The organism is Streptomyces sp. NPDC058307 (assembly GCF_042880295.1).
Classification (GTDB): Bacteria; Actinomycetota; Actinomycetes; order Streptomycetales; family Streptomycetaceae; genus Streptomyces.
Genome location: NZ_JBHVYZ010000007.1, coordinates 1 through 21,852, shown reverse-complemented (window position 1 = coordinate 21,852; position 21,852 = coordinate 1). Strand labels below are relative to the sequence as shown.

Sequence of the window (21,852 nt, the reverse complement as noted above, 5' to 3'; positions counted from 1 at the left end):
CGACCGGCGAACGCCACCGACGACGCCGTAGCCGCCGTACGCCGACAACTCCTCACCGACGGCCGCGCCGTCCTCGGCCGAGCCCGCGCGGCAGACCGGCTCTGGCTCAAGGCCACCCTCCTCAACCCCACCACCCGGCCGGCCGACCTCGCCGGACTCCTGCACCTCGTGGAAGGAACCACCCCCCGATGAACCCCCACCCCCCACACCACGAACCCGACGCACCCCGCGACCTCGTCGGCATCGGCATCGGCCCCTTCAACCTCTCCCTCGCCGCCCTCGCCCACCCCCTCACCGCCCTCGACGCCGTCTTCTACGAACAACGCCCCGCCTTCGGCTGGCACCCCGGACTCCTCATCGACGGCGCCACCATCCAAGTCCCCTTCCTCGCCGACCTGGTGACCCTCGCCGACCCCGCAAGCCACTGGACCTTCCTCAACTACCTCAAATCCCGCGAACGCCTCTTCCCCTTCTACTTCGCCGAGCGCTTCCACATCCAGCGCGCCGAATACGACGCCTACTGCCGCTGGGTCGCCGAGAACCTCCCCGGACTCCACTTCAGCCACCAGGTCGACGCCGTCCGCTTCAACCCCGAACGCGACGTCTTCGAAGTCGACTTCACCCAGCTCGACACCGACGGCGAAGCCGAAGCACTGGGCCGCACCTACACCAAGAACATCGTCCTCGGCATCGGCACCGAGCCCTACGTACCCGACCCCCTCAAGCCCCTCGTCGAGGCCCCCGGCGTGCCCGTCATCCACGCCACCGACTACCTCGACCACCGCCGGACCCTCCTCACCGCCGACCACATCACCGTCGTCGGCTCAGGACAGTCCGGCGCCGAGGTCTTCCTCGACCTGCTCCGCAACCGCCCCACCGGCCGCGAAGGACTCCACTGGCTCGGCCGCACCGAAGCCTTCGCCCCCATGGAGTACTCCAAGCTCGGCCTCGAACACTTCACCCCCGACTACACCCGCTACTTCCACGCCCTCACCGAAAGCGCCCGCGACCGCCTCACCACCACCCAGTGGCAACTCCACCGCGGCATCGACACCGACACCATCGCCGCCATCCACGACGAGCTCTACCGCCGCACCCTGCACGGCGGCTGGCCCGACACCGTCCTCACCCCCGGCGTCCGCGTCCGCACCGCCGGCCGCATCGCCACCACCAAGATCGAACTCCACCTCGAACACATCCAGCAGGGCACCCGCTCCCGCCTCACCACCGACGCCGTCGTCCTCGCCACCGGCCACCGCGAACGCCCCCTCGACCGCATCCTCGCCGGACTCGACCCCTACATGCGCCGCGACAGCCGCGAACGCCCCCGCGTCGACGAACACTTCCGCCTCGTCCTCGACCCCTCCGTCACCGGCGCCGACTGCCACGTCTACGTCCAGAACGCCGAACACCACACCCACGGCGTCGGCACCCCCGACCTCGGTCTCGCCGCCTGGCGCAGCGCCACCATCCTCAACACCCTCACCGGCAAGAACACCTACCCCCTCCCCACCCGCACCGCCTTCACCACCTTCGGCCTCGAAGACCGACTGCCACAGATCCCACCCGCCCGCACCGCCCCCGTCCTGACCCCCCTCGTCGAAGGACGGTAAAGAACCGGCGGCGGCGGAAGAACCCGGGCACCGGACCGGTTGGCCCCCACATGACGACCACCTGGACCGCCGCCCACCGCGCCGCCGCCATCAGCCCCCACGAGAACCTCGCCCTCTTCGAGTCCCGCGGCTTCACCGACCAGACCGTCCGCCAGTCCCTGCGCCTGGCAGGCGGCGGCGACGCGATCCGCATACGCCTCACCAACCGCTACGGCGAGCAGCCCCTGCAGATCGGCGGCGCCCACCTCGCCCTGCGCACCAAGGGCAGCGGCATCGACCCCGGCAGCGACACCCCGCTCCACTTCTCCGGCGCGCCCACCGTCACCATCCCCGCCGGCCAGGAGACGATCAGCGATCCCGTCGAAATACCCGTGACCGCAGGAGAAGAGCTCTCGGTGAGCCTCTACCTGCCGGGCGACACCGGACTCACCACCTTCACCGCCATGCCCTACGACACCGGCTACGCCGTCCCCGGCAACCAACTGTCCGCCGCCCACCTCGAAGAACCCGAGGAGTTCGCCACCGGCCACCTTCTCGCCGGCGCCGACGTCCTCGCCCCGGCCGGCACCCGCATCGCCGTCGCCTTCGGCGACTCCTGGATCGAAGGCACCGCCACCACCCCCGGCACCGACAACAGCTTCCCCGGACAGCTCAGCCACCGCCTCCAGCACGGCTGGATCGTCAACGCGGGCATCTCCGGCAACCGGCTCCTCACCGACGAGATCGGCGAACACCTCCTGGCCCGCGTCGACCACGACGTCCTCGCCGTCCCCGGCGTCAGCCACGTCATCGTCCACATCGGCCTCAACGACCTCGGCCTGCCCGGCCACTTCGCCCACCCCGAACCCGCCGAAGGCCCCACCGCGACCGAGTTCAAGACCGGCCTCACCACCCTCGCCGACCGCCTCCACACCGCCGCACTCACCGTCATCGGCTCCACCATCGGCCCCTACAAGGGCACCGTCCACGACGGCTACGACACCGAGACCGGCCAAGCCGTACGCGCCGACGTCAACGCCTGGCTCCTCGGCGACGACCACCCCTTCGACGCAGTCATCGACGTGGCCGCCGCCGTCGCGGACCCCGACCAACCCGACCGGATCCGCCCCGAGTTCAACGCCGGCGACGGCCTGCACGTCAACGACGCCGGCGCGAAAGCCATCGCCGACGCCGTTGACGTCACACTCTTCAACCTCCAGCCGGACCTCTAGAACACCGGCGTACCGTCGCGCGTGAGCCTCCAGTCCACCGACGCGAAGTCCTTCGGATCCAGCACACCCTTCGCGGTCACCCACTCCGCGATCCGCGTCCGGATCTCCGTCGACTCCGACCACACCTCGGTGGCGGACGCCACATGCGGGAACGCCCCGCCACCGTTCGCCCGGTAGTTGTTCACCGCCAACACGAACCTCTGAGCGTCCTCCAGCGCGGCACCCTTGTACGTCAGGTTCCTGATCCGCGAACCCGCCGCCTGCGCGATGTCGATGTCGTACGACAGCCCCGACACATAGTCGTAGTTGTAGTCCGGCCGGTTGTTCGCGTTCGTCAGCTTCTCCACGTCCACGACCTCACCCGCCGCCGTCTGCACGAAGTACTGCGCCGAGTACTCCAGGTACGCCCTGAGCTGCGCACCCGTCAGCACCTTCGCCACCAGCGTGTTGTCGTACACGTACAGGCTGGACAGATCCCGGATGGTCACGTTGCCCGCCGGGATCTCCGAGGTCCGCGAGAACGGCGACGCCTGCGCGATCACGGGCAGCGAGGCGTACTCCGTACCCACCAACGCCGCCCTGACCACGTCCTCCTGCACCTTCGTGATCAGGTCGATGATCGGCGCGTCCTTGTACCGCGCCTCGACCGTCGTCAGCGTCTGCGTCGCCGTACCGACCACCTGGTTGACGTACTTCACGACCACGTCATGGTCGGCCTTGAGCAGCTTCGTGATCTTCGGGTCGTCCGCCACCGAATTCGAGTTCAGCACCTTCGACGACACCGACTCGACGGACCAGCGCCCCTTCTCGAAGACCAACTCGACGTCGAACAACGACAGCCGCTCCGCATACGCCAGCGGCTCCGACAGCACGACCGTCTTCCCGGTCTTCGCGTTGGTGACCTTCAGCTCCGGAATCTCCACATGCGCATGCCCCACCAGAATCGCGTCGATCCCCGGCACCTGCTGCGCCACCAACGCCGCCGAATTCTCCACGTACGGCAACTGGTCACCGTACGACGACGTCCCCGACGAACCCGAGTGCGCCGACACGACCACCACGTCCGCACCCATCGACCGCAGCTTCGGCACCCACTTCGCCGCCTGCTCCTCAAGCCCCGGGAACGTCAACTTGCCCTGGACGTAGGCCTTGTCCCAGATCGCGATCCCCGGGTTCGTCAGCCCGAGCACCGCGACCTTCACCGGCGGCGCGCCCTTCACGTGGAACTTCTTGATGAAGTACGGCGGGAAAGCGGGCTTCAGCGTCTTCGCGTCCAGAGCGTTCGCGCCAAGGAGCGGGAAGTCGCACTGCTCCTCGAACTTCCGCAGCGTCTCGATGCCGTAGTTGAACTCGTGGTTGCCCAGCGCCACCGCGTCGTACCCGATGGCGTTCATGGCCGCGGCCATCGGATGGACAGGACCACCCTTCGCCGTGATCGGGTCGACCTTCGCGTAGTAGTACGTCAGCGGCGTCCCCTGGATCGTGTCGCCCGCGTCCAGCAACAGCGTGTTGCAGCGGCCCTTCTCAGCACGGACCTGGTTCACCAGCGTCGAGATCCGCGACAGGCCCTGCGCGTTGCCCGCGGTGTCCTTGTACTCCGCGTCCTTGAAGTAGTCCCAGTTGAAGACATGCCCGTGCAGGTCGGTGGTGCCCATCACCGTCAGCGAGTACCGCTTCACACGCCCCTTCCCGGCCTCCGCGGCCTGAGCCGCCGGAGCACCCACGGCACCCGCCAGAGCGACACCCGCACCGGTCACGGCGGACTTCTCCAGGAACTTCCTGCGGTTCAAGGCCATCTCTTGATCTCCTCGGGGAACGGTCAACAACGCGCGTAGATTCTGACCCGGTCATGCCGAACGGCAACAGACCCCACAGGTTTCGATCTGATGACCCCACCCCTGAAAACTGACACAGTGGGGCGTTATGGCCACCGACTCCGTCCCCTACGGCACCCCCGACGCACCCCGCATCGCCGTCCGCGGCGAAGCCCACCTCGAAGTCGACCCCGAGATCGCCCGCCTCGGCATCACCGTCGCCGCCCGCGGCAAGGACCGCCGCACCGCCCTCGACGACCTCACCCGCCGCAACGCCAACGTCCTGGACCTGCTGAAGTCCTACGGAGACGCGGTCGAACGCCTGGAAACCGGCTCCTTCTCCGTCACCCCCGAACTCAAGGAACACGGCCGCACCGAACGCGTCCACGCCTACCACGGCAGCGTCCACATCACCGCCGAGCTCACCGACTTCACCGCACTGGGCGAACTGACCACCAGACTGGCCGACCTCGACCTGACCAGGGTCGACGGCCCCTGGTGGGCACTGCGCCGCGACTCACCCGCCTACCGGGAAGCCCGCCAGCAGGCGGTACGGGAAGCCGTCCAGCGGGCCAGGGAGTACGCGGAGGCCCTGGGCACCACACTGGCCGCCCTCGTCGAACTCGCGGACATCGGCGCCGAGGACCCCGAGCCCCGCTTCGTCGGCAAGGCGAGCCGCGCCCGCTCCATGGCCTACGAGGCCGCAGCGGACAGCTCGGCCGCCCCCCTCGACCTCGAACCCCAACGCCAGCACGTCCACGCCCAGGTCAACGCACGCTTCACTATGGCACCACCCAGGCTCTGAGCGACCACTCGGAATTCCACACGAAACGCTCATCAGAGCGGGGTGGCGCACACTTCAACACTTGTCAACAGCCCTTCACCCAAAGGACGTTGAGCAGACATTCCTCCCCAATTCCCTACCCGTCGGTAAGGTCTAGGGTCGAAACATGCGCCGAGCAAAAATCGTCTGCACCCTGGGACCCGCCACCCACTCGTACGACCAGATCAAAGCCCTGGTCGACGCCGGAATGGACGTAGCCCGCTTCAACCTCAGCCACGGCAGCTACGCCGAACACGAGGAGCGGTACCACCACGTCCGCAAGGCCTCCGACGAAACCGGCCGCAGCGTCGGCCTCCTCGCCGACCTTCAAGGCCCGAAGATCCGCCTCGGCCACTTCACCGAAGGCCCCGTACTCCTCGAACGCGGCGACACCTTCACCATCACGGTCGAAGAAGGCGCGCAGGGAGACCAGCGGTCCTGCGGAACGACGTACAGCGGACTCGCCGCGGACGTCACTGTCGGTGAGCGCATCCTCGTCGACGACGGCAAGGTCTGTCTGGAGGTCACCTCGGTGGACGGCCCCCGCGTCCACACCAGGGTGATCGAGGGCGGCATGGTCTCCGACCACAAGGGCCTGAACCTGCCGGGCGTGGCGGTCTCGGTCCCGGCGCTCTCGAAGAAGGACGAGGAAGACCTCCGCTGGGCCCTGCGCATGGGCTTCGACGTGATCGCACTGTCCTTCGTGCGCTCGGGCCGCGACATCAAGGGCGTCCACCGGATCATGGACGAGGCAGGACGCCGGCTCCCCGTCATCGCCAAGGTGGAGAAACCGCAGGCCGTCGAGGCGATCGACGACATCGTGGCCGCCTTCGACGGGATCATGGTCGCCCGCGGTGACCTGGGCGTCGAGATGCCGCTGGAACAGGTCCCGCTCGTCCAGAAGCGCGCGATCAAACTGGCCAAGCGGAACGCCAAGCCGGTGATCGTCGCCACCCAGATGCTCGACTCGATGATCGAGAACTCCCGCCCGACGCGCGCGGAGGCCTCGGACGTCGCGAACGCGATCATCGACGGCACGGACGCGGTGATGCTGTCGGGCGAGACGAGCGTCGGCAAGTACGCGGTCGAGACGGTCCGGACCATGGCGAAGATCGTCACGGCGGCGGAGGAGGACATCCTCGCGAAGGGACTGCCGCCGCTGACGGAACGGAACAAGCCGCGGACGCAAGGCGGGGCGGTGGCCCGGGCGGCGGCGGAGATGGGCGACTTCCTGGACGCGAAGTTCCTGGTTGCATTCACAGAGAGCGGCGACACGGTTCGGCGGCTGTCGCGCTACCGGTCCCCGATCCCGCTACTGGCCTTCACCCCGGAACCGGCGACCCGATCACAGCTGAGTCTGACGTGGGGCGTGGAGACGTTCCTCGGCCCGCATGTCGACTCCACGGACGCGATGGTGGACCAGGTGGACGAGCTGCTCTTGCGGTACGGCCGCTGCGAGAAGGGCGACGTGGTCGTGATCACGGCCGGTTCGCCGCCCGGGGTGTCCGGCTCGACGAACCTGGTTCGGGTGCACCACATCGGCGAGGACGACAGTCCGAAGTAGTCGGGGTCAGTACTTGGGGCCTACGTGGGTGTCCATGAGGGCTACTGAGGCTTTGCGGGCGATCGAGATGTTGTGCTTGTTCGACTGCTTCCAGTCGACGTCCACGCGGTCGAGGGTGTCGGTGAAAAGCCGCATGATGTCGCCCGACAGGTTGGTGAAGAAGTACCGCGGATATTCGTAGCGCTTCTGTTCGCCGGCCACGAGGCGCGTCGTCCAGTTGGTGATGCGGCACCCGTCGGAGTGGATGAGGCCGCGGATGAAATCCCAAGGGTGAGCGTCGACGATGTCCTGCTGCCAGGGTGCGAGTGCGATGGTGCGCTCATGCTTCTTGCCGGGGCCGTGCTGGGGGAACAGGCTCGGCCAGTGTGGGGAATAGCTGGTCACCATCCTGTAGCCGTCATTTTGCACGGCGTAGACACCGATACCCGGGCGCACTTTGGTGATCGCTTCTCGGCACTCTTGGATGAGGCCCGGCCAGGCGTCGGCGCACGCGATGCGGAGGTAGTAGCCGCTGCCGCGCGGGTGCGCGCTGATACAGCCGTCGCCCAGGTAGAGGCCCAGAAGGTAGGCGTAGGCATGGTCATCAGCAGGCGGCCCAGGATCCGGGGTTGCCATACGGGGTGAGGGCTCAAGGCACTGCTGCCAGGACCGGATTGCGGCGCGGGAGATGCCTGTTTGTCGGCTGACCGAGTTGAGGCTGCGCCCCTGTGCAACCAGCGCGAGGGCTCGCTTGCGTGTGCTGACGTCGTACATGCGGCCACTCTGTGCGAGTGATCGCGAAGACACGCAGCAAAAAGCGGATGTTCACGAGAACGTGGACATCCGCTTTTGAGTGGTGACCTTGGAATCTAAGGAAAGTGCCCCGAGTCGGATTCGAACCGACGCTGGATGGGTTTTGAATCCATGGCCTCTACCGCTGGGCTACCGGGGCCCCTTCGATACGAAGGTCGGCGGTCACCCGCCTTGCCCCCACCATACCGCAGCTAGGTACGCTCTTGGGAGCAGCACCCCTGCCCTGAACGAGGAGCCCCCGTGACCGCCCCCGAGTCGCCCCAGCCCGTAGACGCGCCCGACGACGACAAGTCGCACGTGCCTCCGCTGACGACCCGTGTCGTCATTGCCGAGGACGAGGCCCTGATCCGGCTCGACCTCAAAGAGATGCTGGAGGAAGAGGGCTACAGCGTCGTAGGCGAGGCAGGTGACGGTGAGCAGGCCATCGAGCTGGCCCGTGAGCACAAGCCGGACCTGGTCATCCTCGACGTGAAGATGCCGAAGCTGGACGGTATCTCCGCGGCCGAGAAGATCGCCGAGGAGCGGATCGCCCCGGTGCTGATGCTCACCGCGTTCTCGCAGCGGGACCTGGTGGAGCGGGCGAGGGACGCCGGTGCGATGGCGTATCTCGTGAAGCCGTTCAGCAAGAGCGACGTCGTGCCGGCGATCGAGATGGCCGTCTCGCGGTTCACGGAGCTGAGGGAGCTGGAGAACGAGGTCGCGGACCTCACCCTGCGTCTGGAGACCCGCAAGCTCGTCGACCGGGCGAAGTCGATCCTCCAGACCTCCTACGGCCTGACGGAGCCCGCCGCGTTCCGGTGGATCCAGAAGACGTCGATGGACCGGCGTATGTCGATGCAGCAGGTCGCTGAGGCTGTCATTCAGGACGCTGACGAGAAGAAGGCCAACAAGGGCTGAGCTCGAAGGCCAGGCAAGACAAGGGCCCGCGTCCCCAGCAGGGGGCGCGGGCCTTCGTCGTACAGCCGGAAAATCAGTCTTCGCCGAGGTAGGCCTTGCGGACGGACTCGTCGTGGAGGAGGTCCTGGCCGCTGCCGGAGAGGACGATGTTGCCGACCTCCATGACGTGTCCGTGGTCGGCGAGGGACAGGGCCGCCTGGGCGTTCTGCTCGACGAGCAGGATCGTCGTGCCCTGGGACTTGAGTTCGACGATGGTCGACATGATCTTCTGCATCATGATCGGCGAGAGGCCCATGGAGGGTTCGTCGAGCATGAGGAGTTTGGGCTGGGACATGAGTGCGCGGCCCATGGCCAGCATTTGCTGTTCGCCGCCTGAGAGGGTGCCTGCGGCTTGCTTGCGGCGCTCTCCGAGGATGGGGAAGAGGTCGTAGGCCCGTTGGATGTCCTTGTCGATGCCCGCCTTGTCGCTGCGGAGGAAGGCGCCGAGGCGGAGGTTGTCCTCGATGGCCATGCGGGGGAAGATGTGCCGCCCCTCGGGGGAGTGGGCGAGGCCGAGGGAGACGATCTGGTGGGCGGGGGTCTTCTTGAGTGACTTGCCGTCGAACTTGATCTGGCCGCCGACTGGCTTGAGGAGGCCGGACAGGGTGCGCAGGGTGGTGGTCTTGCCGGCGCCGTTGGTGCCGATGAGGGTGACGACTTCGCCTGCTTCGACCTTGAAGGAGATGCCCTTGACGGCTTCGATCTTGCCGTAGGCGACGCGGAGGTCCTCGACCTCGAGGAGTGCGGTCATCGGTCGGTCTCCTTGCCGGGGGCGTCGGTCTGTGCCTCTGCGGCTTGGACCTCGGCTGTCTCCTCGCCGCCGGGGGCGTTGTCGAACGGTTCTCCGAGGTAGGCGGCGATGACGCGTTCGTCGCCCTGGACGGTGGCGCTGTCGCCTTCTACCAGTTTTTCGCCCTGGACGAGTACGGCGACGCGGTCGCAGAGGTTGAAGATGAACCGCATGTCGTGCTCGATGACGAGGACGGCGATGCCCTTGTCGCGGATGGCGAAGACCAGTTCCTCGGTGGTTCGGGTCTCTTGCGGGTTCATTCCTGCTGTCGGTTCGTCGAGCAGGAGCAGGCCGGGTTCGCTGGCGAGGGCGCGGGCGATCTCGAGTTTGCGCTGTTCGCCGTAGGGGAGGTTGCGGGCGAGGTGGTCGGCTTTGTGCTGGAGGCCGATGAACTCGAGGAGTTCCATGGCGCGTTCGCGGGAGGCTTTTTCCGCGCGGTGGAAGCCCGGGCCGCGCAGGACGGCGGACCAGAAGCCTTCTTTGGTGCGGGTGTGGCGGCCGACGAGGACGTTTTCCAGGACGGTCATGTTGCCGAAGAGGCGGATGTTCTGGAAGGTGCGGGCGATGCCTGCGGCGGTGACTTTGAAGGATTTGGGTGGCAGGACGTTGCCTTTGAAGCGGACTTCGCCCTCGGTGGGGATGTAGAGGCCGGTGAGGCAGTTGAAGAAGGTGGTCTTGCCGGCGCCGTTGGGGCCGATGAGGCCGACGATCTCGCCGCTGTTGACGGTGAGGTCGACGTTGCGTACGGCGGTGAGGCCGCCGAAGCGCATGGTGACGCCGCGGGCGTCGAGGACGGCTTCGCCGGTGGCGCCCGGGGTGCTGTCCTGGGTGGTGGTGTCGGTGGTCATGTGTGGTCAGGCCCCTGTCTTGCTCAGGACGGTGGGCGCTTCGGCCTCTTCGTGGAATTCCAGCTGGCGGCGCCGGTTGGCGACGAGGCCTTCGGGGCGGAAGCGCATCAGCAGGATGAGCGCGACGCCGAAGGCGAAGAGTTGGTAGTCGCCGAGGAACTGGAGCTTGTTGGGGATGAGGTAGAGCAGGGAGGCGCCGATGAGGGGGCCGCCGATGGTGCCCATGCCGCCGAGGACGACCGCTGCGAGCAGGAAGGCGGAGTTGGGCGGGATGGGTCCGGCGAACTGGTACTGCTCGGGGGTGACGGTGTAGGTCACGTGGGCCTGGACGGTGCCGGCGAGGCCGGCGAGGGAGGCGCCGACGGCGAAGGCGATGAGTTTGACCTTGAAGCCGTTGATGCCCATGGCGAGGGCGGCGGTTTCGTCCTCGCGGATGGCGACCCAGGCGCGGCCGATGCGGGAGTCGCCGCTGCGTCGGAAGACGAGGACGACGACGGCTGTGATGAGGAGCATCAGCAGGAAGTAGTTGGCGAATCGGCCGATGGTGAATCCGGCGATGTCGTGTGGGGCGCCGAAGTCCCAGCCGAGGATGTTCAGGTCGGGGATGGAGGAGATGCCGTTGGAGCCGTTGGTGAGGTCGGGGCCTGAGGTGCCGTCCAGGTTGTTGGCGGTGATGCGGAAGATCTCGCCGAAGCCGAGGGTGACGATGGCCAGGTAGTCGCCGCGCAGTCGCAGGGTGGGGGCGCCGATGAGGACGCCGAAGGTGAGGGAGGCGGCGGCGCCGACGAGGACGGCGGCCCAGAAGGGGAAGTGGACGTGCCAGGGTGAGCTGGGGGAGCCGGAGACGAGGGCGGCGGCGTAGGCGCCGACGCCGAGGAATGCGACGTATCCGAGGTCGAGGAGGCCGGCGAGGCCGACGACGATGTTGAGGCCGAGGGCGACGGTGGCGAAGATCAGGATGTAGACGCCGATGGTGGCGTACTGGTCGTCGGTCTGGGTGAAGGGGAACAGGGCCGCTGCGATGAAGGCGCCGAAGACGGTGATGGTCTGGTGCCGGGCGGTGATCTGGGTGGCCTGGGCTACGAGGCCGGCTTTGCTGAGGGCGGCGAAGCAGAAGCCGGCGGTGATGAGGAAGCCGACGAAGAGTTCGTCGTACTGGGTGCCGATGCCGTAGGTGAAGACGAGCAGGCCGAGGGCCATGACGGCGACGATGACCAGGATCTCGACGTAGGACGGGAGTTTGCCTACGGGGCCGGGGGCGTCGGCGGCGAAGGCGGCCTTGATGGTGGCCCGCTTGTGGGCGGCCTTGTTCTTGAACTGTTCCCAGGCGTCGTCGTCGGGGTCGATCGGGTCGGGTACGGGCTTGTCGAACGGCAGGGCCAGGGCGCCGACGAGGGCGGCGAGTGTGGCGATGGCGACGAGGAAGCCGCCCGGGTCGAGGTTGACGACGCCGCCGAGTTCGTCGCTGATCGCGATGACGGTGTACCAGGCGGTGGCGAAGGTGGCGAGGGCGGCGAAGCGGAGGGCGGCGTCGCCGCCGGCGGGGACGAGGTGGCGCAGGCCCTTGACGCCGTAGCCGGCGAGGGCGAAGAGGGTGGTGAGGATGCCGCCGATGAGGACGAGGACCTGCAGGCCGCCGGGGTAGCCGTAGACGGTGAGGTCGCCGGGGAACTGGTTGGTCCAGGTCCAGGACATGAATGTGGAGATGACGGTGAGTGCGGCGCCGGCCAGGGTGAGGAGGCGGGCGATGCGCGGCGGGATGCCGATGAGGCCGGTCTGGGTGGCCGCTGCGGGGGTGCCCGGGTTTTCGGGCGCGGTGGTCTGTGTCGTCATCGGTGTCACGCCCTGTCCGCGACGCGCTCGCCGAGCAGGCCTTGGGGCCTGAAGAGGAGCACGAGGATGAGGAGTACGAAGGCCCAGACGTCGGCCCAGGACTGGCTGCCGAACTTCTCCATGCCGGGGATGTCGGAGATGTAGGCGGAGGCGAGGGTTTCGGCGACGCCGAGGACTACGCCGCCGATCATGGCGCCGTAGATGTTGCCGATGCCGCCGAGGACAGCCGCGGTGAAGGCTTTGAGGCCGAGGATGAAGCCCATGCGGAAGTTGACTTCGCCGTACTTGAGGCCGTAGGCGACGCCTCCGACGGCGGCGAAGGCGGCGCCGAGGGCGAAGGCGACCACGATGATGCGGTCGGTGTTGATGCCCATGAGCTTGGCGGTGTCGGGGTCCTGGGCGGTGGCCTGCATGCCGCGGCCGGTGCGGGTCTTCATGACGAAGTAGGCGAGGACGGCCATGCTGATGGGGGCGGCGAGCAGCAGGAAGATGTCACCGGTCTGGATGGTGACGTCGCCGATGTGGAAGGGGCCGCCCTCGATCTGGGGGAAGGTGATCGAGGATTTGGCGTTGGGGTACCAGGCCCAGACTGCCTGCTGGAGGGCGAGGGAGAGGCCGATGGCGGTGATGAGGGGGGCGAGGCGGGGGGCGGTGCGGAGTGGGCGGTAGGCGAATCGTTCCGCTCCCACGGCCACGGTGACGGCGACGATGATCGCGCCGAAGAGCATCAGCGGCAGGGCGATCCACATGGATGTGCCGTCGGGTAGTACGTACAGGTAGACCGTCAGAGCGCCGAAGGCTCCGGTCATGAAGATTTCACCGTGGGCGAAGTTGATGAGCTGGACGATGCCATAGACCATCGTGTAGCCGATGGCGACCAGCCCGTACATGGATCCCAGTAGCAGGCCGTTGACCAGCTGCTGCGGCAGTTCGTTCACCGCATGTCCTCCGAGACTATTCGGATGTTTTCGACGGATTTCGATATTGCGCCGGATGTGAGAACGCGCGGGGCGCCTGTGGAACAGCGCCCCGCGCGGCTCGTGAGTGGTGCGGGAGGGGTCAGCCGGTGAAGGTGCCGGACTTGACGGCCGCCCAGGCACCGTTCTTGACGGCGTAGACGGTGAGCTGCTTGTTGGTGGCGTCACCGAACTCGTCGAAGGAGACCTTGCCGGTCACTCCGTCGAAGGAGACGTTCTGCATGGCGGCGGTGACCTTGGCGCGGGCGTCCGAGGGCAGCTTGCCGCCGTTGTCGTCGACGACCTTCTTCACGGCCTGGATGACGGCCCAGGCGGAGTCGTAGGAGTAGCCGCCGTAGGCGCCGTACTCGTCGGAGTAGCCGGCCGCCTTGTAGTTGTCGACGAACTTCTTGGCGGAGTCCAGGGTCTCCACCGGGGCGCCGACGGAGGTGGCCAGGTCGCCGGTGCTGTTGGCGCCGGCCAGCTTGATGAAGGTCGGGTCGAAGATGCCGTCACCGCCGGCCAGGGGGATGTTGGCGCCCGCGGCCTTGATCTGCTTGCTGAGCGGGCCGGCCTGCGGGTACTCGCCGCCGTAGTAGACGGCTTCGGCGCCGGAGTTCTTCACCTGGGTGGCGACCGAGGTGAAGTCCTTGGTGTCGGGGTTGATGTGCTGGGTGCCGACGACCGTGCCGCCGAGCTTCTTGAACTCCTGGGTGAAGGTGGCGGCGAGGCCGGCGCCGTAGGTCTTCTTGTCGTCGATGACGAAGACCTTCTTCTTCTTGGCCGTGTTGTAGACGTACTCGGCCGCGAACGGGCCCTGGACGGCGTCCGTGGTGGCGGTGCGGAAGTAGGACTTGAACTGGCGGACCTTCTTGGTCTGCCAGTCGGTGCCCTGGGTCAGGTCCGGGCTGGTGTTGGCCGGGGAGACCTCCACCAGGTTGGCGGCGTCGAAGACCTTCTGCATGGACTGCGCGACGGAGGAGTTCAGCGGGCCGACGACGCCGAGGACGCTCTTGTCGGCGACGAACGCGGAGGCGTTCTGCTGGCCCGAGGAGGCCTGCGCCTGGTCGTCCTTGGCGACGAGCTTGAAGGTGATGCCGTCGACGACCTTGTCCTTGTTGGCCGTCTTGACGGCGAGGTCCGCCGAGTTCTTGATGCCCAGTCCCAGCGCGGACAGGTCGCCCGTCAGCGGGGCGTCGACTCCGATGGTGACGGTGGTGCCGCCGCTGCCGGAGTTGCTCTTGTCGCCGCTGTCGCGCGAGCCGCAGGCGGTGAGGGTGAGTGCTCCCGCCGCCAGAGCGGCGGTGATGGCGATGAGCGAACGTTGACGCACTATCAGTCCTTTCCCTGGCGCGGCCCCTTCCCCCTGGAAGTGGCCGAGTCGCTGCGCCGGCCCGAAGTGCTTTCCGGCTGCACGGTGACTGGGCGTGACTCTAGGCGGGTCAGAGAGCTCTGGAAGGGGTCTGAGTGAGGCTGTGACTCTCTTGTTATGACACGAGGTAATGCAGAGCGGTACTCAGTGGGTAGTACAGCAGAATTCTGGCGGATATGCCCTGTCCGCATGTTGAGAACCTGCAGGACTCGCCGGGGAGTGTCAGGTGCTTCGGTGCTTTTGCTGATGACGCGGTGCGGGGGGTGGCAGATGGCCTCCAGGGTCTCGGAGAGGTGCTGTGCATAGCGCTGTCCCAGGATGAAACTGTGTACCTCTATTGCGCGCGCATTACGCAGGGTTACGTCCAGGAACGGGAGTCCGGGACTGTGCGGCACCTTCTGGCATTTCGTGACGTGCATGATGATCACAAGCGTGCGATGGGTGCCCGCGCGCATCCGGAAGGGGGTACCGGGGGCGGTGGTCAGGGACAGTCCGGCATAGGGCTGGGTGACCTGCCTGACGGTGACCGGGGGGCCCGAGTCCACGCTCAGGTCCACGGCGAAGCTGAAACTCTGCGGCTGCTTGCCCTTCGGGTCGGCCGCAGGGCCCCGGTAGGTGATGTCCACGACCTGGGACGGGTACGGCGGGGCGGGGGGCGGCGGTTTGCGCGGCCGGGTGAGATGGACGTAACCGCCGACGGCCACGAGGGCGACGGCCAGGGCGGCGGTGAGGGCGGCGCGCCGGTGCTCGTCGAACCACCGGGCCGGGCGGGTGCGGGGGCGACGGGGCGCTGGGGCGCTGTCCGCCTCCGCGGTGTCGTGGGCCCTGGTGCCCTCGCCCGGCTCGACGGGGCCGACGCCGCTCATTGCCACGGCCCGTTGCTCGGGCCGCCGCTGCGGTACCAGTTCCGACAGCCCGCGCGCGCCTTGCGTACGATCACCGCGTCGGCCGCCGCGGCGCCCTGGCGCTTCTTGGTGGCACGCGCGGCGTCCACGGCGTCCCGCAGGATGTCGTACTGGCCGTTGGAGAGTCCCATCGTCTGATAGTCCCCGTAGGTGTCGCTGTCCAGCACCTTGCGAGACCAGTGTGAGACGACCCGGGTGCACAGTTCCTCGGGTGAGGTGGCCGACGCGGAGGGTGTTGCCGAGGTGTCCTGCCGGGGGGTACCTGTGCCTGCCGGTCCGCATCCGGTGCACAGTCCCGCCGCCAGCAGCAGTGCGAGCCCGCACCGGGTTCCGGGTCCCGGCCCGGCGGCTCCTTCCGTTCCCATGACATGACGCTATGGCCTGGTCGGTGGGTCGGGCCAGAGGCGGGCGGTCAGCCGGTGGTGTCGGTGGGCGCGCCGTCGCCGTGGTGGACGTCCCGCAGCAGGCAGGTCAGCCGGGCGCTGCAGACCCGGCGCCCCTCCTCGTCGCTGATCGCGATCTCGTACGTCGCGGTGGAGCGCCCGCGGTGCAGGGGTGTGGCCACGCCGGTGACGAGGCCGGACCGGGCGCCCCGGTGGTGTGTGCAGTTCAGGTCCACGCCCACCGCGATCTTGGAGCTGCCGGCGTGCAGCATGGAGCCGACGGAGCCCAGGGTCTCGGCGAGCACGGCGGAGGCGCCGCCGTGCAGCAGCCCGTACGGCTGGGTGTTGCCCTCGACGGGCATGGTCCCGACGACGCGGTCCGCGGAGGCCTCGACGATCTGCACGCCCATGCGGGTGCCCAGGTGGCCGGCCGAGAACATGGCGACGAGGTCGACGCCGAGCGCCGCGTACTCGTCGATGACCTCTTGGGGAAACGTGGCGTGCTGCTGCTCACCCATGGGGCGGGCTCCGTTCGTCCTGGTCGCTACGACTGGCTGCGCTGAGCAAACGCTCAGTCGGTTCCCGATTGTTCCAGACGTACGACGACGGACTTGCTGGCCGGGGTGTTGCTGGTGTCGGCGGTGGCGTCCAGCGGCACCAGGACGTTGGTCTCGGGGTAGTAGGCGGCCGCGCATCCCCGGGCCGTCGGATAGTGCACGACCCGGAACCCGGGTGCCCGCCGCTCCACGCCGTCCTTCCACTCGCTGACGAGGTCGACGTAGGACCCGTCGGCGAGCCGGAGCCGGTCGGCGTCCTCGGGGTTGACCAGGACGACCCGGCGGCCGTTCCTGATGCCCCGGTAGCGGTCGTCGAGGCCGTAGATCGTGGTGTTGTACTGGTCGTGCGAGCGCAGCGTCTGCAGCAGCAGCCGGCCCTCGGGCAGCTCGGGGTACTCGACGGGCGCGGCGGTGAAGTTGGCCTTGCCGGTGGCGGTGGGGAAGCGGCGCTCGTCGCGCGGGGCGTGCGGCAGGGTGAAGCCGCCGGGGCGGGCCACGCGCGCGTTGAAGTCCTCGAAGCCGGGGATCACGCGGGAGATGCGGTCGCGGATGGTGGCGTAGTCCTTCTCGAACTCCTCCCAGGGGGTGTTGCTGCTCTCCCCGAGGACCCGGCGGGCCAGGCGGCACACGATGGCGGGCTCGGACAGCAGCTGCCCGCTCGCGGGCTCCAGGCGGCCCCGGGAGGCGTGCACCATGCCCATGGAGTCCTCCACGGTCACGAACTGCTCGCCGCCGCCCTGCAGATCGCGCTCGGTGCGACCCAGGGTGGGCAGGATCAGGGCACGCGCGCCCGTGACCGCGTGCGAGCGGTTGAGCTTGGTCGACACGTGCACGGTCAGCCGGGCGCGCCGCATGGCGGCCTCGGTGACGTCGGTGTCGGGGGAGGCGGAGACGAAGTTGCCGCCCATGGCGAAGAACACCTTGGCCTCGCCGTCGCGCAGGGCGCGGATGGCGCGCACGACGTCGAAGCCGTGCTCGCGCGGCGGGGCGAAGCCGAACTCCTTCTCCAGGGCGTCCAGGAAGGCGGGTGCGGGGCGCTCGAAGATGCCCATGGTGCGGTCGCCCTGGACGTTGGAGTGGCCGCGGACCGGGCACACGCCGGCGCCCGGGCGGCCGATGTTGCCGCGCAGGAGGAGGAAGTTGACGACCTCGCGGATCGTCGGCACGGAGTGCTTGTGCTGGGTGAGGCCCATGGCCCAGCAGACGATGGTCCGCTCGGAGGCGAGGACCATGGCCAGGGCCTCCTCGATCTTCTTCTGGGACAGGCCGGTCGCGGTGAGAGTCTCGTCCCAGTCGGCGGCGCGGGCCGCCTCGGCGAACTCCTCGTAGCCGTGCGTGTGTTCGCGGACGAAGGCCTCGTCGACGGCGCCTTCGCACTCGAGGATCAGCTTGTTGAGGAGGCGGAAGAGGGCCTGGTCGCCGCCGATGCGGATCTGCAGGAACAGGTCGGTGAGCGCGGCGCCCCTGACCATGCCCTGGGGCGTCTGCGGGTTCTTGAAGCGCTCCAGGCCGGCCTCGGGCAGCGGGTTGACGCTGATGATCCTCGCGCCGTTCGCCTTGGCCTTCTCCAGCGCGGACAGCATGCGGGGGTGGTTGGTGCCCGGGTTCTGGCCGGCGACGATGATCAGGTCGGCCTGGTAGAGGTCGTCGAGCAGGACGCTGCCCTTGCCGATGCCGATGGTCTCGCTGAGCGCCGAACCGGACGACTCGTGGCACATGTTGGAGCAGTCCGGCAGGTTGTTCGTGCCGAGCTCGCGGGCGAAGAGCTGGTAGAGGAACGCGGCCTCGTTGCTGGTGCGGCCCGAGGTGTAGAACACGGCCTCGTCGGGGGAGCCGAGGGCGGTGATCTCCTCGGCGATGATGTCGAAGGCGCGCTCCCAGGTCACCGGTTCGTAGTGGGTGCCGCCCTCGGGGACGTACATGGGGTGGGTGAGCCGCCCCTGCTGGCCCAGCCAGTAGCCGCTCCTGGTCGCGAGGTCGGCGACGGGGTGCGCGGCGAAGAACTCCGGGGTGATCCGGCGCAGGGTGGCTTCCTCGGCGACCGCCTTCGCGCCGTTCTCGCAGAACTCCGCCGCGTGCCGGTGCTCGGGCTCCGGCCAGGCGCAGCCGGGGCAGTCGAAGCCGTCCTTCTGGTTGACGCGCAGCAGGGTCAGCGCGGTGCGCTTGACGCCCATCTGCTGCTGTGCGATCCGCAGGGTGTGGCCGATGGCCGGGAGGCCGGCCGCCGCGTGCTTCGGTTCGGTGACCTGGGGAGCGTCCTGAACCGGATCACCCTTGGGCGGCTTCGTGGCCATCGGACTCTCTCCTTCGCACACACCTGTGAGGTAGGTCTCCGATCCTCGCACGCGCCGCTGACAACGGTGTTTGCCGGGCCCGCGGGAAGCGGTGGCAGAGCCTGCCCCTGCTGTGCCCGGCGGCGGCGAGCGGGTCTGAGTGTCAGTGGGGCGTGGCAGGATCGGGGGCGTGGCAGAGACAGCAGCGAAGAAGACCGACAACAGCCCCGGCGGCAGCCGCCCGCGTCTGATGCTCATGGACGGGCACTCGCTGGCCTATCGCGCGTTCTTCGCGCTGCCCGCGGAGAACTTCACCACCGCGACCGGCCAGCCGACGAACGCGATCTACGGCTTCGCGTCGATGCTGGCCAACACCCTGCGCGACGAGGCGCCCACCCACTTCGCGGTGGCCTTCGACGTGTCCCGCAAGACGTGGCGCTCCGAGGAGTTCACGGAGTACAAGGCCAACCGCTCCAAGACCCCCGACGAGTTCAAGGGTCAGGTCGAGCTGATCGGCGAGCTTCTCGACGCGATGCACGTCTCGCGCTTCGCGATCGACGGCTTCGAGGCCGACGACGTCATCGCCACGCTCGCCACGCAGGCCGAGGCCGAAGGCTTCGACGTGCTGATCGTCACCGGTGACCGCGACTCCTTCCAGCTGGTCAGCGAGCACACCACCGTGCTGTACCCGACGAAGGGCGTCTCGGAGCTGACCCGGTTCACCCCGGAGAAGGTCTTCGAGAAGTACGGCCTGACGCCCGCCCAGTACCCCGACTTCGCCGCCCTGCGCGGCGACCCGTCCGACAACCTTCCCGGCATCCCCGGTGTCGGTGAGAAGACCGCCGCGAAGTGGATCAACCAGTTCGGTTCGTTCGCGGAGCTGGTCGAGCGCGTCGACGAGGTCAAGGGCAAGGCCGGGCAGAACCTCCGCGACCACCTGGAGGCCGTCAAGCTCAACCGCCGCCTCACCGAGATGGTGCGCACGGTGGAGCTGCCGAAGACGGTCACCGACCTGGAGCGCCTGCCGTACGACCGCAAGACCCTCGCGATGATCCTCGACACCCTGGAGATCAGGAACCCCTCCCTGCGGGAGCGGCTGCTGGCCGTCGACCCGGGCGCCGAGGAGGCCGAAGGCACCCCGGTCGTCGCGCCGGGCGTGGAGCTGGACGGCACGGTGCTCGGCACCGGCGAGCTGGCCGGCTGGCTCGCCGAGCACGGCGCGCAGCAGGCCCTGGGCCTCGCCACGGTCGACACCTGGGGTCTCGGTACCGGCTCGGTCGCCGAGGTCGCGCTCGCCGCGTCCGGCGGGGCCGCCGCCTGGTTCGACCCGTCCGAGCTGGACGAGGCCGACGAGAGGGCCTGGACCGCCTGGCTCACCGACGCCGACCGGCCCAAGGTGCTGCACAACGCCAAGGGCGCCATGCGGGTCTTCGCCGAGCACGGCTGGAGCGTCGCCGGCGTCACCATGGACACCGCGCTCGCTGCGTACCTCGTCAAGCCGGGGCGCCGGTCCTTCGACCTGGACGCGCTGTCCCTGGAGTACCTGGGCCGGGAACTGGCGCCCGCCGCCGCGGCCGACGGACAGCTCGCCTTCGGCACGGACGACGGGGCCGAGGCCGAGGCGCTGATGATCCAGGCGCGGACCGTGATCGATCTGGGTGCCGCCTTCGAGGGCCGCCTGGAGGAGGTCGGGTCCGCCGATCTGCTGCGGGACATGGAGCTGCCCACCTCCGCCCTCCTGGCCCGTATGGAGCGGCACGGCATCGCGGCCGACCGGGCCCACCTGGAGGCCATGGAGCAGATGTTCGCCGGGGCGGTCCAGCAGGCCGTGAAGGAGGCACACGCGGCGGCCGGGCACGAGTTCAACCTCGGCTCGCCCAAGCAGCTCCAGGAAGTCCTCTTCGGTGAGCTCGGCCTGCCGAAGACGAAGAAGACGAAGACCGGCTACACCACGGACGCCGACGCGCTCGCGTGGCTGGCGACCCAGACCGACAACGAACTCCCGGTGATCATGCTCCGGCACCGTGAGCAGGCCAAGCTGCGGGTGACCGTGGAGGGCCTGATCAAGACGATCGCCGCGGACGGCCGTATCCACACGACGTTCAACCAGACGGTCGCGGCGACGGGCCGGCTGTCGTCGACGGACCCGAACCTGCAGAACATCCCGGTCCGCACCGACGAGGGGCGGGCGATCCGGCGCGGGTTCGTGGTGGGGGACGGCTTCGAGTCCCTCATGACCGCGGACTACAGCCAGATCGAACTGCGGGTGATGGCCCACCTCTCCGAGGACGAGGGGCTCATCGAGGCGTTCACCTCGGGGGAGGACCTGCACACGACCGCCGCCTCGCAGGTGTTCGCCGTGGAAGCCGGGGCGGTCGACGCGGAGATGCGGCGGAAGATCAAGGCGATGTCGTACGGGCTGGCGTACGGGTTGTCCGCGTTCGGGCTCTCGCAGCAGCTGAACATCGACGCGGGGGAGGCGCGGGCCCTCATGGACGCGTACTTCGAGCGGTTCGGCGGGGTGCGGGACTATCTGCGGCGGGCGGTCGACGAGGCGCGGGCCACGGGGTACACGGCGACGCTCTTCGGGCGCCGGCGGTATCTGCCCGACCTCAACAGCGACAACCGTCTGCGGCGTGAGGCGGCCGAGCGGATGGCTCTCAACGCCCCGATCCAGGGGACGGCGGCGGACATCGTCAAGATCGCGATGCTCAAGGTGGACGGCGCGCTGCGGGATGCGGGTCTGGCGTCCCGGATGCTGCTCCAGGTCCACGACGAAATCGTGCTGGAGATCGCGCCGGGGGAGCGGGAGGCGGCGGAGTCGATCGTCCGCCGGGAGATGTCCGATGCGGTGCGGCTGAACGTGCCGTTGGGTGTTTCGGTGGGGGACGGTGCGGACTGGGAGTCCGCAGCGCACTAGCCTCCGGCGGTTGAGCGGTGTTTGTCTGCGGGTGCGGGTTGGTGGGGGCGGGCGTTTGCGCAGTTCCCCGCGCCCCTGGATGCCTGCGGCGGCCCGTGCGGCTGCGGTGGGGGCGTGTGTAGCGCGTGCGGTTCGGTGGGTGGGTCGGGGCCGGGGTGGGGGGTGTCCGTCCTCGGTCCGGCGGCTCGGTCTCTTGAGCGGTGCCCTGTAACGGACGCCGGCCGCTGCGGGCGGACACCCCCCCCCCCGTCCCCCGCCGCTC

Annotated in this window: 16 protein-coding genes, 1 tRNA gene and 1 pseudogene; 7 read left to right on the top strand and 11 right to left on the bottom strand. The window is 68.6% G+C overall.

The window, feature by feature from the left end:
- The 3 genes and pseudogenes from ACFVYN_RS07595 to ACFVYN_RS07585 form a co-directional block, all read left to right on the top strand.
- A pseudogene (locus ACFVYN_RS07595) lies at positions 1-192 on the top strand (aspartate aminotransferase family protein); the annotation flags it as partial.
- On the top strand, positions 189-1,613 hold the full coding sequence (locus tag ACFVYN_RS07590) for a lysine N(6)-hydroxylase/L-ornithine N(5)-oxygenase family protein (RefSeq protein WP_389993932.1): 1,425 nt from the start codon (positions 189-191) through the stop codon (positions 1,611-1,613). The pseudogene ACFVYN_RS07595 and the gene ACFVYN_RS07590, both read left to right, overlap by 4 nt.
- Before the next feature lie 50 nt (positions 1,614-1,663).
- Positions 1,664-2,824 carry a GDSL-type esterase/lipase family protein gene (locus ACFVYN_RS07585; RefSeq protein WP_389993930.1) on the top strand — a complete coding sequence of 387 codons (1,161 nt, stop codon included), beginning with the start codon at positions 1,664-1,666 and terminating at the stop codon, positions 2,822-2,824.
- Here ACFVYN_RS07585 and ACFVYN_RS07580 read toward each other — a convergent pair.
- The gene (locus ACFVYN_RS07580) at positions 2,821-4,620 is read right to left on the bottom strand and encodes a bifunctional metallophosphatase/5'-nucleotidase (RefSeq protein WP_389993927.1); all 1,800 of its coding nucleotides are present in this window, start codon (positions 4,618-4,620) and stop codon (positions 2,821-2,823) included. The two genes, ACFVYN_RS07585 and ACFVYN_RS07580, sit on opposite strands and share 4 nt — an antisense overlap.
- A 127-nt stretch (positions 4,621-4,747) precedes the next feature.
- On the opposite strand from ACFVYN_RS07580, the gene ACFVYN_RS07575 reads away from it, so the two are divergent.
- On the top strand, positions 4,748-5,443 hold the full coding sequence (locus tag ACFVYN_RS07575) for an SIMPL domain-containing protein (protein WP_389993925.1): 696 nt from the start codon (positions 4,748-4,750) through the stop codon (positions 5,441-5,443).
- A 145-nt stretch (positions 5,444-5,588) separates the two neighbouring features.
- Complete coding sequence (pyk, locus tag ACFVYN_RS07570) at positions 5,589-7,025, top strand: pyruvate kinase (protein ID WP_389993923.1); 1,437 nt, start codon at positions 5,589-5,591, stop codon at positions 7,023-7,025.
- A 6-nt stretch (positions 7,026-7,031) separates the two neighbouring features.
- Here the strand turns inward: pyk and ACFVYN_RS07565 are convergent, their stop codons facing one another.
- Together ACFVYN_RS07565 and ACFVYN_RS07560 are read right to left on the bottom strand one after the other, a co-directional pair.
- Positions 7,032-7,778, bottom strand: coding sequence for a transcriptional regulator (locus ACFVYN_RS07565; RefSeq protein ID WP_389993920.1), 747 nt, complete (start codon positions 7,776-7,778; stop codon positions 7,032-7,034).
- A 105-nt stretch (positions 7,779-7,883) separates the two neighbouring features.
- Positions 7,884-7,956, bottom strand: a tRNA-Leu gene (locus ACFVYN_RS07560).
- Positions 7,957-8,057: 101 nt separating this feature from the next.
- On the opposite strand from ACFVYN_RS07560, the gene ACFVYN_RS07555 reads away from it, so the two are divergent.
- A complete protein-coding gene (locus ACFVYN_RS07555; protein WP_020119993.1) occupies positions 8,058-8,714 on the top strand; it encodes an ANTAR domain-containing response regulator in 657 nt (218 codons plus the stop codon).
- Positions 8,715-8,787: 73 nt separating this feature from the next.
- Here the strand turns inward: ACFVYN_RS07555 and ACFVYN_RS07550 are convergent, their stop codons facing one another.
- From ACFVYN_RS07550 to ACFVYN_RS07515, 8 genes are all read right to left on the bottom strand, one after another.
- Complete coding sequence (locus tag ACFVYN_RS07550) at positions 8,788-9,504, bottom strand: ABC transporter ATP-binding protein (protein ID WP_389993917.1); 717 nt, start codon at positions 9,502-9,504, stop codon at positions 8,788-8,790.
- On the bottom strand, positions 9,501-10,391 hold the full coding sequence (locus tag ACFVYN_RS07545) for an ABC transporter ATP-binding protein (protein WP_389993914.1): 891 nt from the start codon (positions 10,389-10,391) through the stop codon (positions 9,501-9,503). Before ACFVYN_RS07545 ends, ACFVYN_RS07550 begins: the two co-directional genes overlap by 4 nt.
- Positions 10,392-10,397: 6 nt before the next feature.
- A complete protein-coding gene (locus tag ACFVYN_RS07540) occupies positions 10,398-12,224 on the bottom strand; it encodes a branched-chain amino acid ABC transporter permease (RefSeq protein ID WP_389993911.1) in 1,827 nt (608 codons plus the stop codon).
- Positions 12,225-12,229: 5 nt separating this feature from the next.
- The gene (locus ACFVYN_RS07535; protein ID WP_389993909.1) at positions 12,230-13,162 is read right to left on the bottom strand and encodes a branched-chain amino acid ABC transporter permease; all 933 of its coding nucleotides are present in this window, start codon (positions 13,160-13,162) and stop codon (positions 12,230-12,232) included.
- Positions 13,163-13,283: 121 nt separating this feature from the next.
- Positions 13,284-14,513 (bottom strand): branched-chain amino acid ABC transporter substrate-binding protein, encoded by a 1,230-nt coding sequence (locus ACFVYN_RS07530; protein ID WP_389993906.1) that lies wholly within the window; start codon positions 14,511-14,513, stop codon positions 13,284-13,286.
- A gap of 901 nt (positions 14,514-15,414) precedes the next feature.
- A complete protein-coding gene (locus ACFVYN_RS07525; RefSeq protein ID WP_389993904.1) occupies positions 15,415-15,822 on the bottom strand; it encodes a hypothetical protein in 408 nt (135 codons plus the stop codon).
- A gap of 47 nt (positions 15,823-15,869) precedes the next feature.
- Positions 15,870-16,358, bottom strand: coding sequence for a PaaI family thioesterase (locus ACFVYN_RS07520; RefSeq protein WP_389993901.1), 489 nt, complete (start codon positions 16,356-16,358; stop codon positions 15,870-15,872).
- Between the two features lie 53 nt (positions 16,359-16,411).
- Entirely contained in the window at positions 16,412-18,691 is a 2,280-nt protein-coding gene (locus tag ACFVYN_RS07515; protein WP_389993899.1) for an FdhF/YdeP family oxidoreductase, read from the bottom strand.
- A 169-nt stretch (positions 18,692-18,860) separates the two neighbouring features.
- Between ACFVYN_RS07515 and polA the strand changes: the two genes are divergently transcribed.
- Positions 18,861-21,590, top strand: a complete 2,730-nt coding sequence (gene polA / locus ACFVYN_RS07510; protein WP_389993896.1) for a DNA polymerase I — start codon at positions 18,861-18,863, stop codon at positions 21,588-21,590.
- The last annotated feature ends 262 nt before the right edge of the window (positions 21,591-21,852 follow it).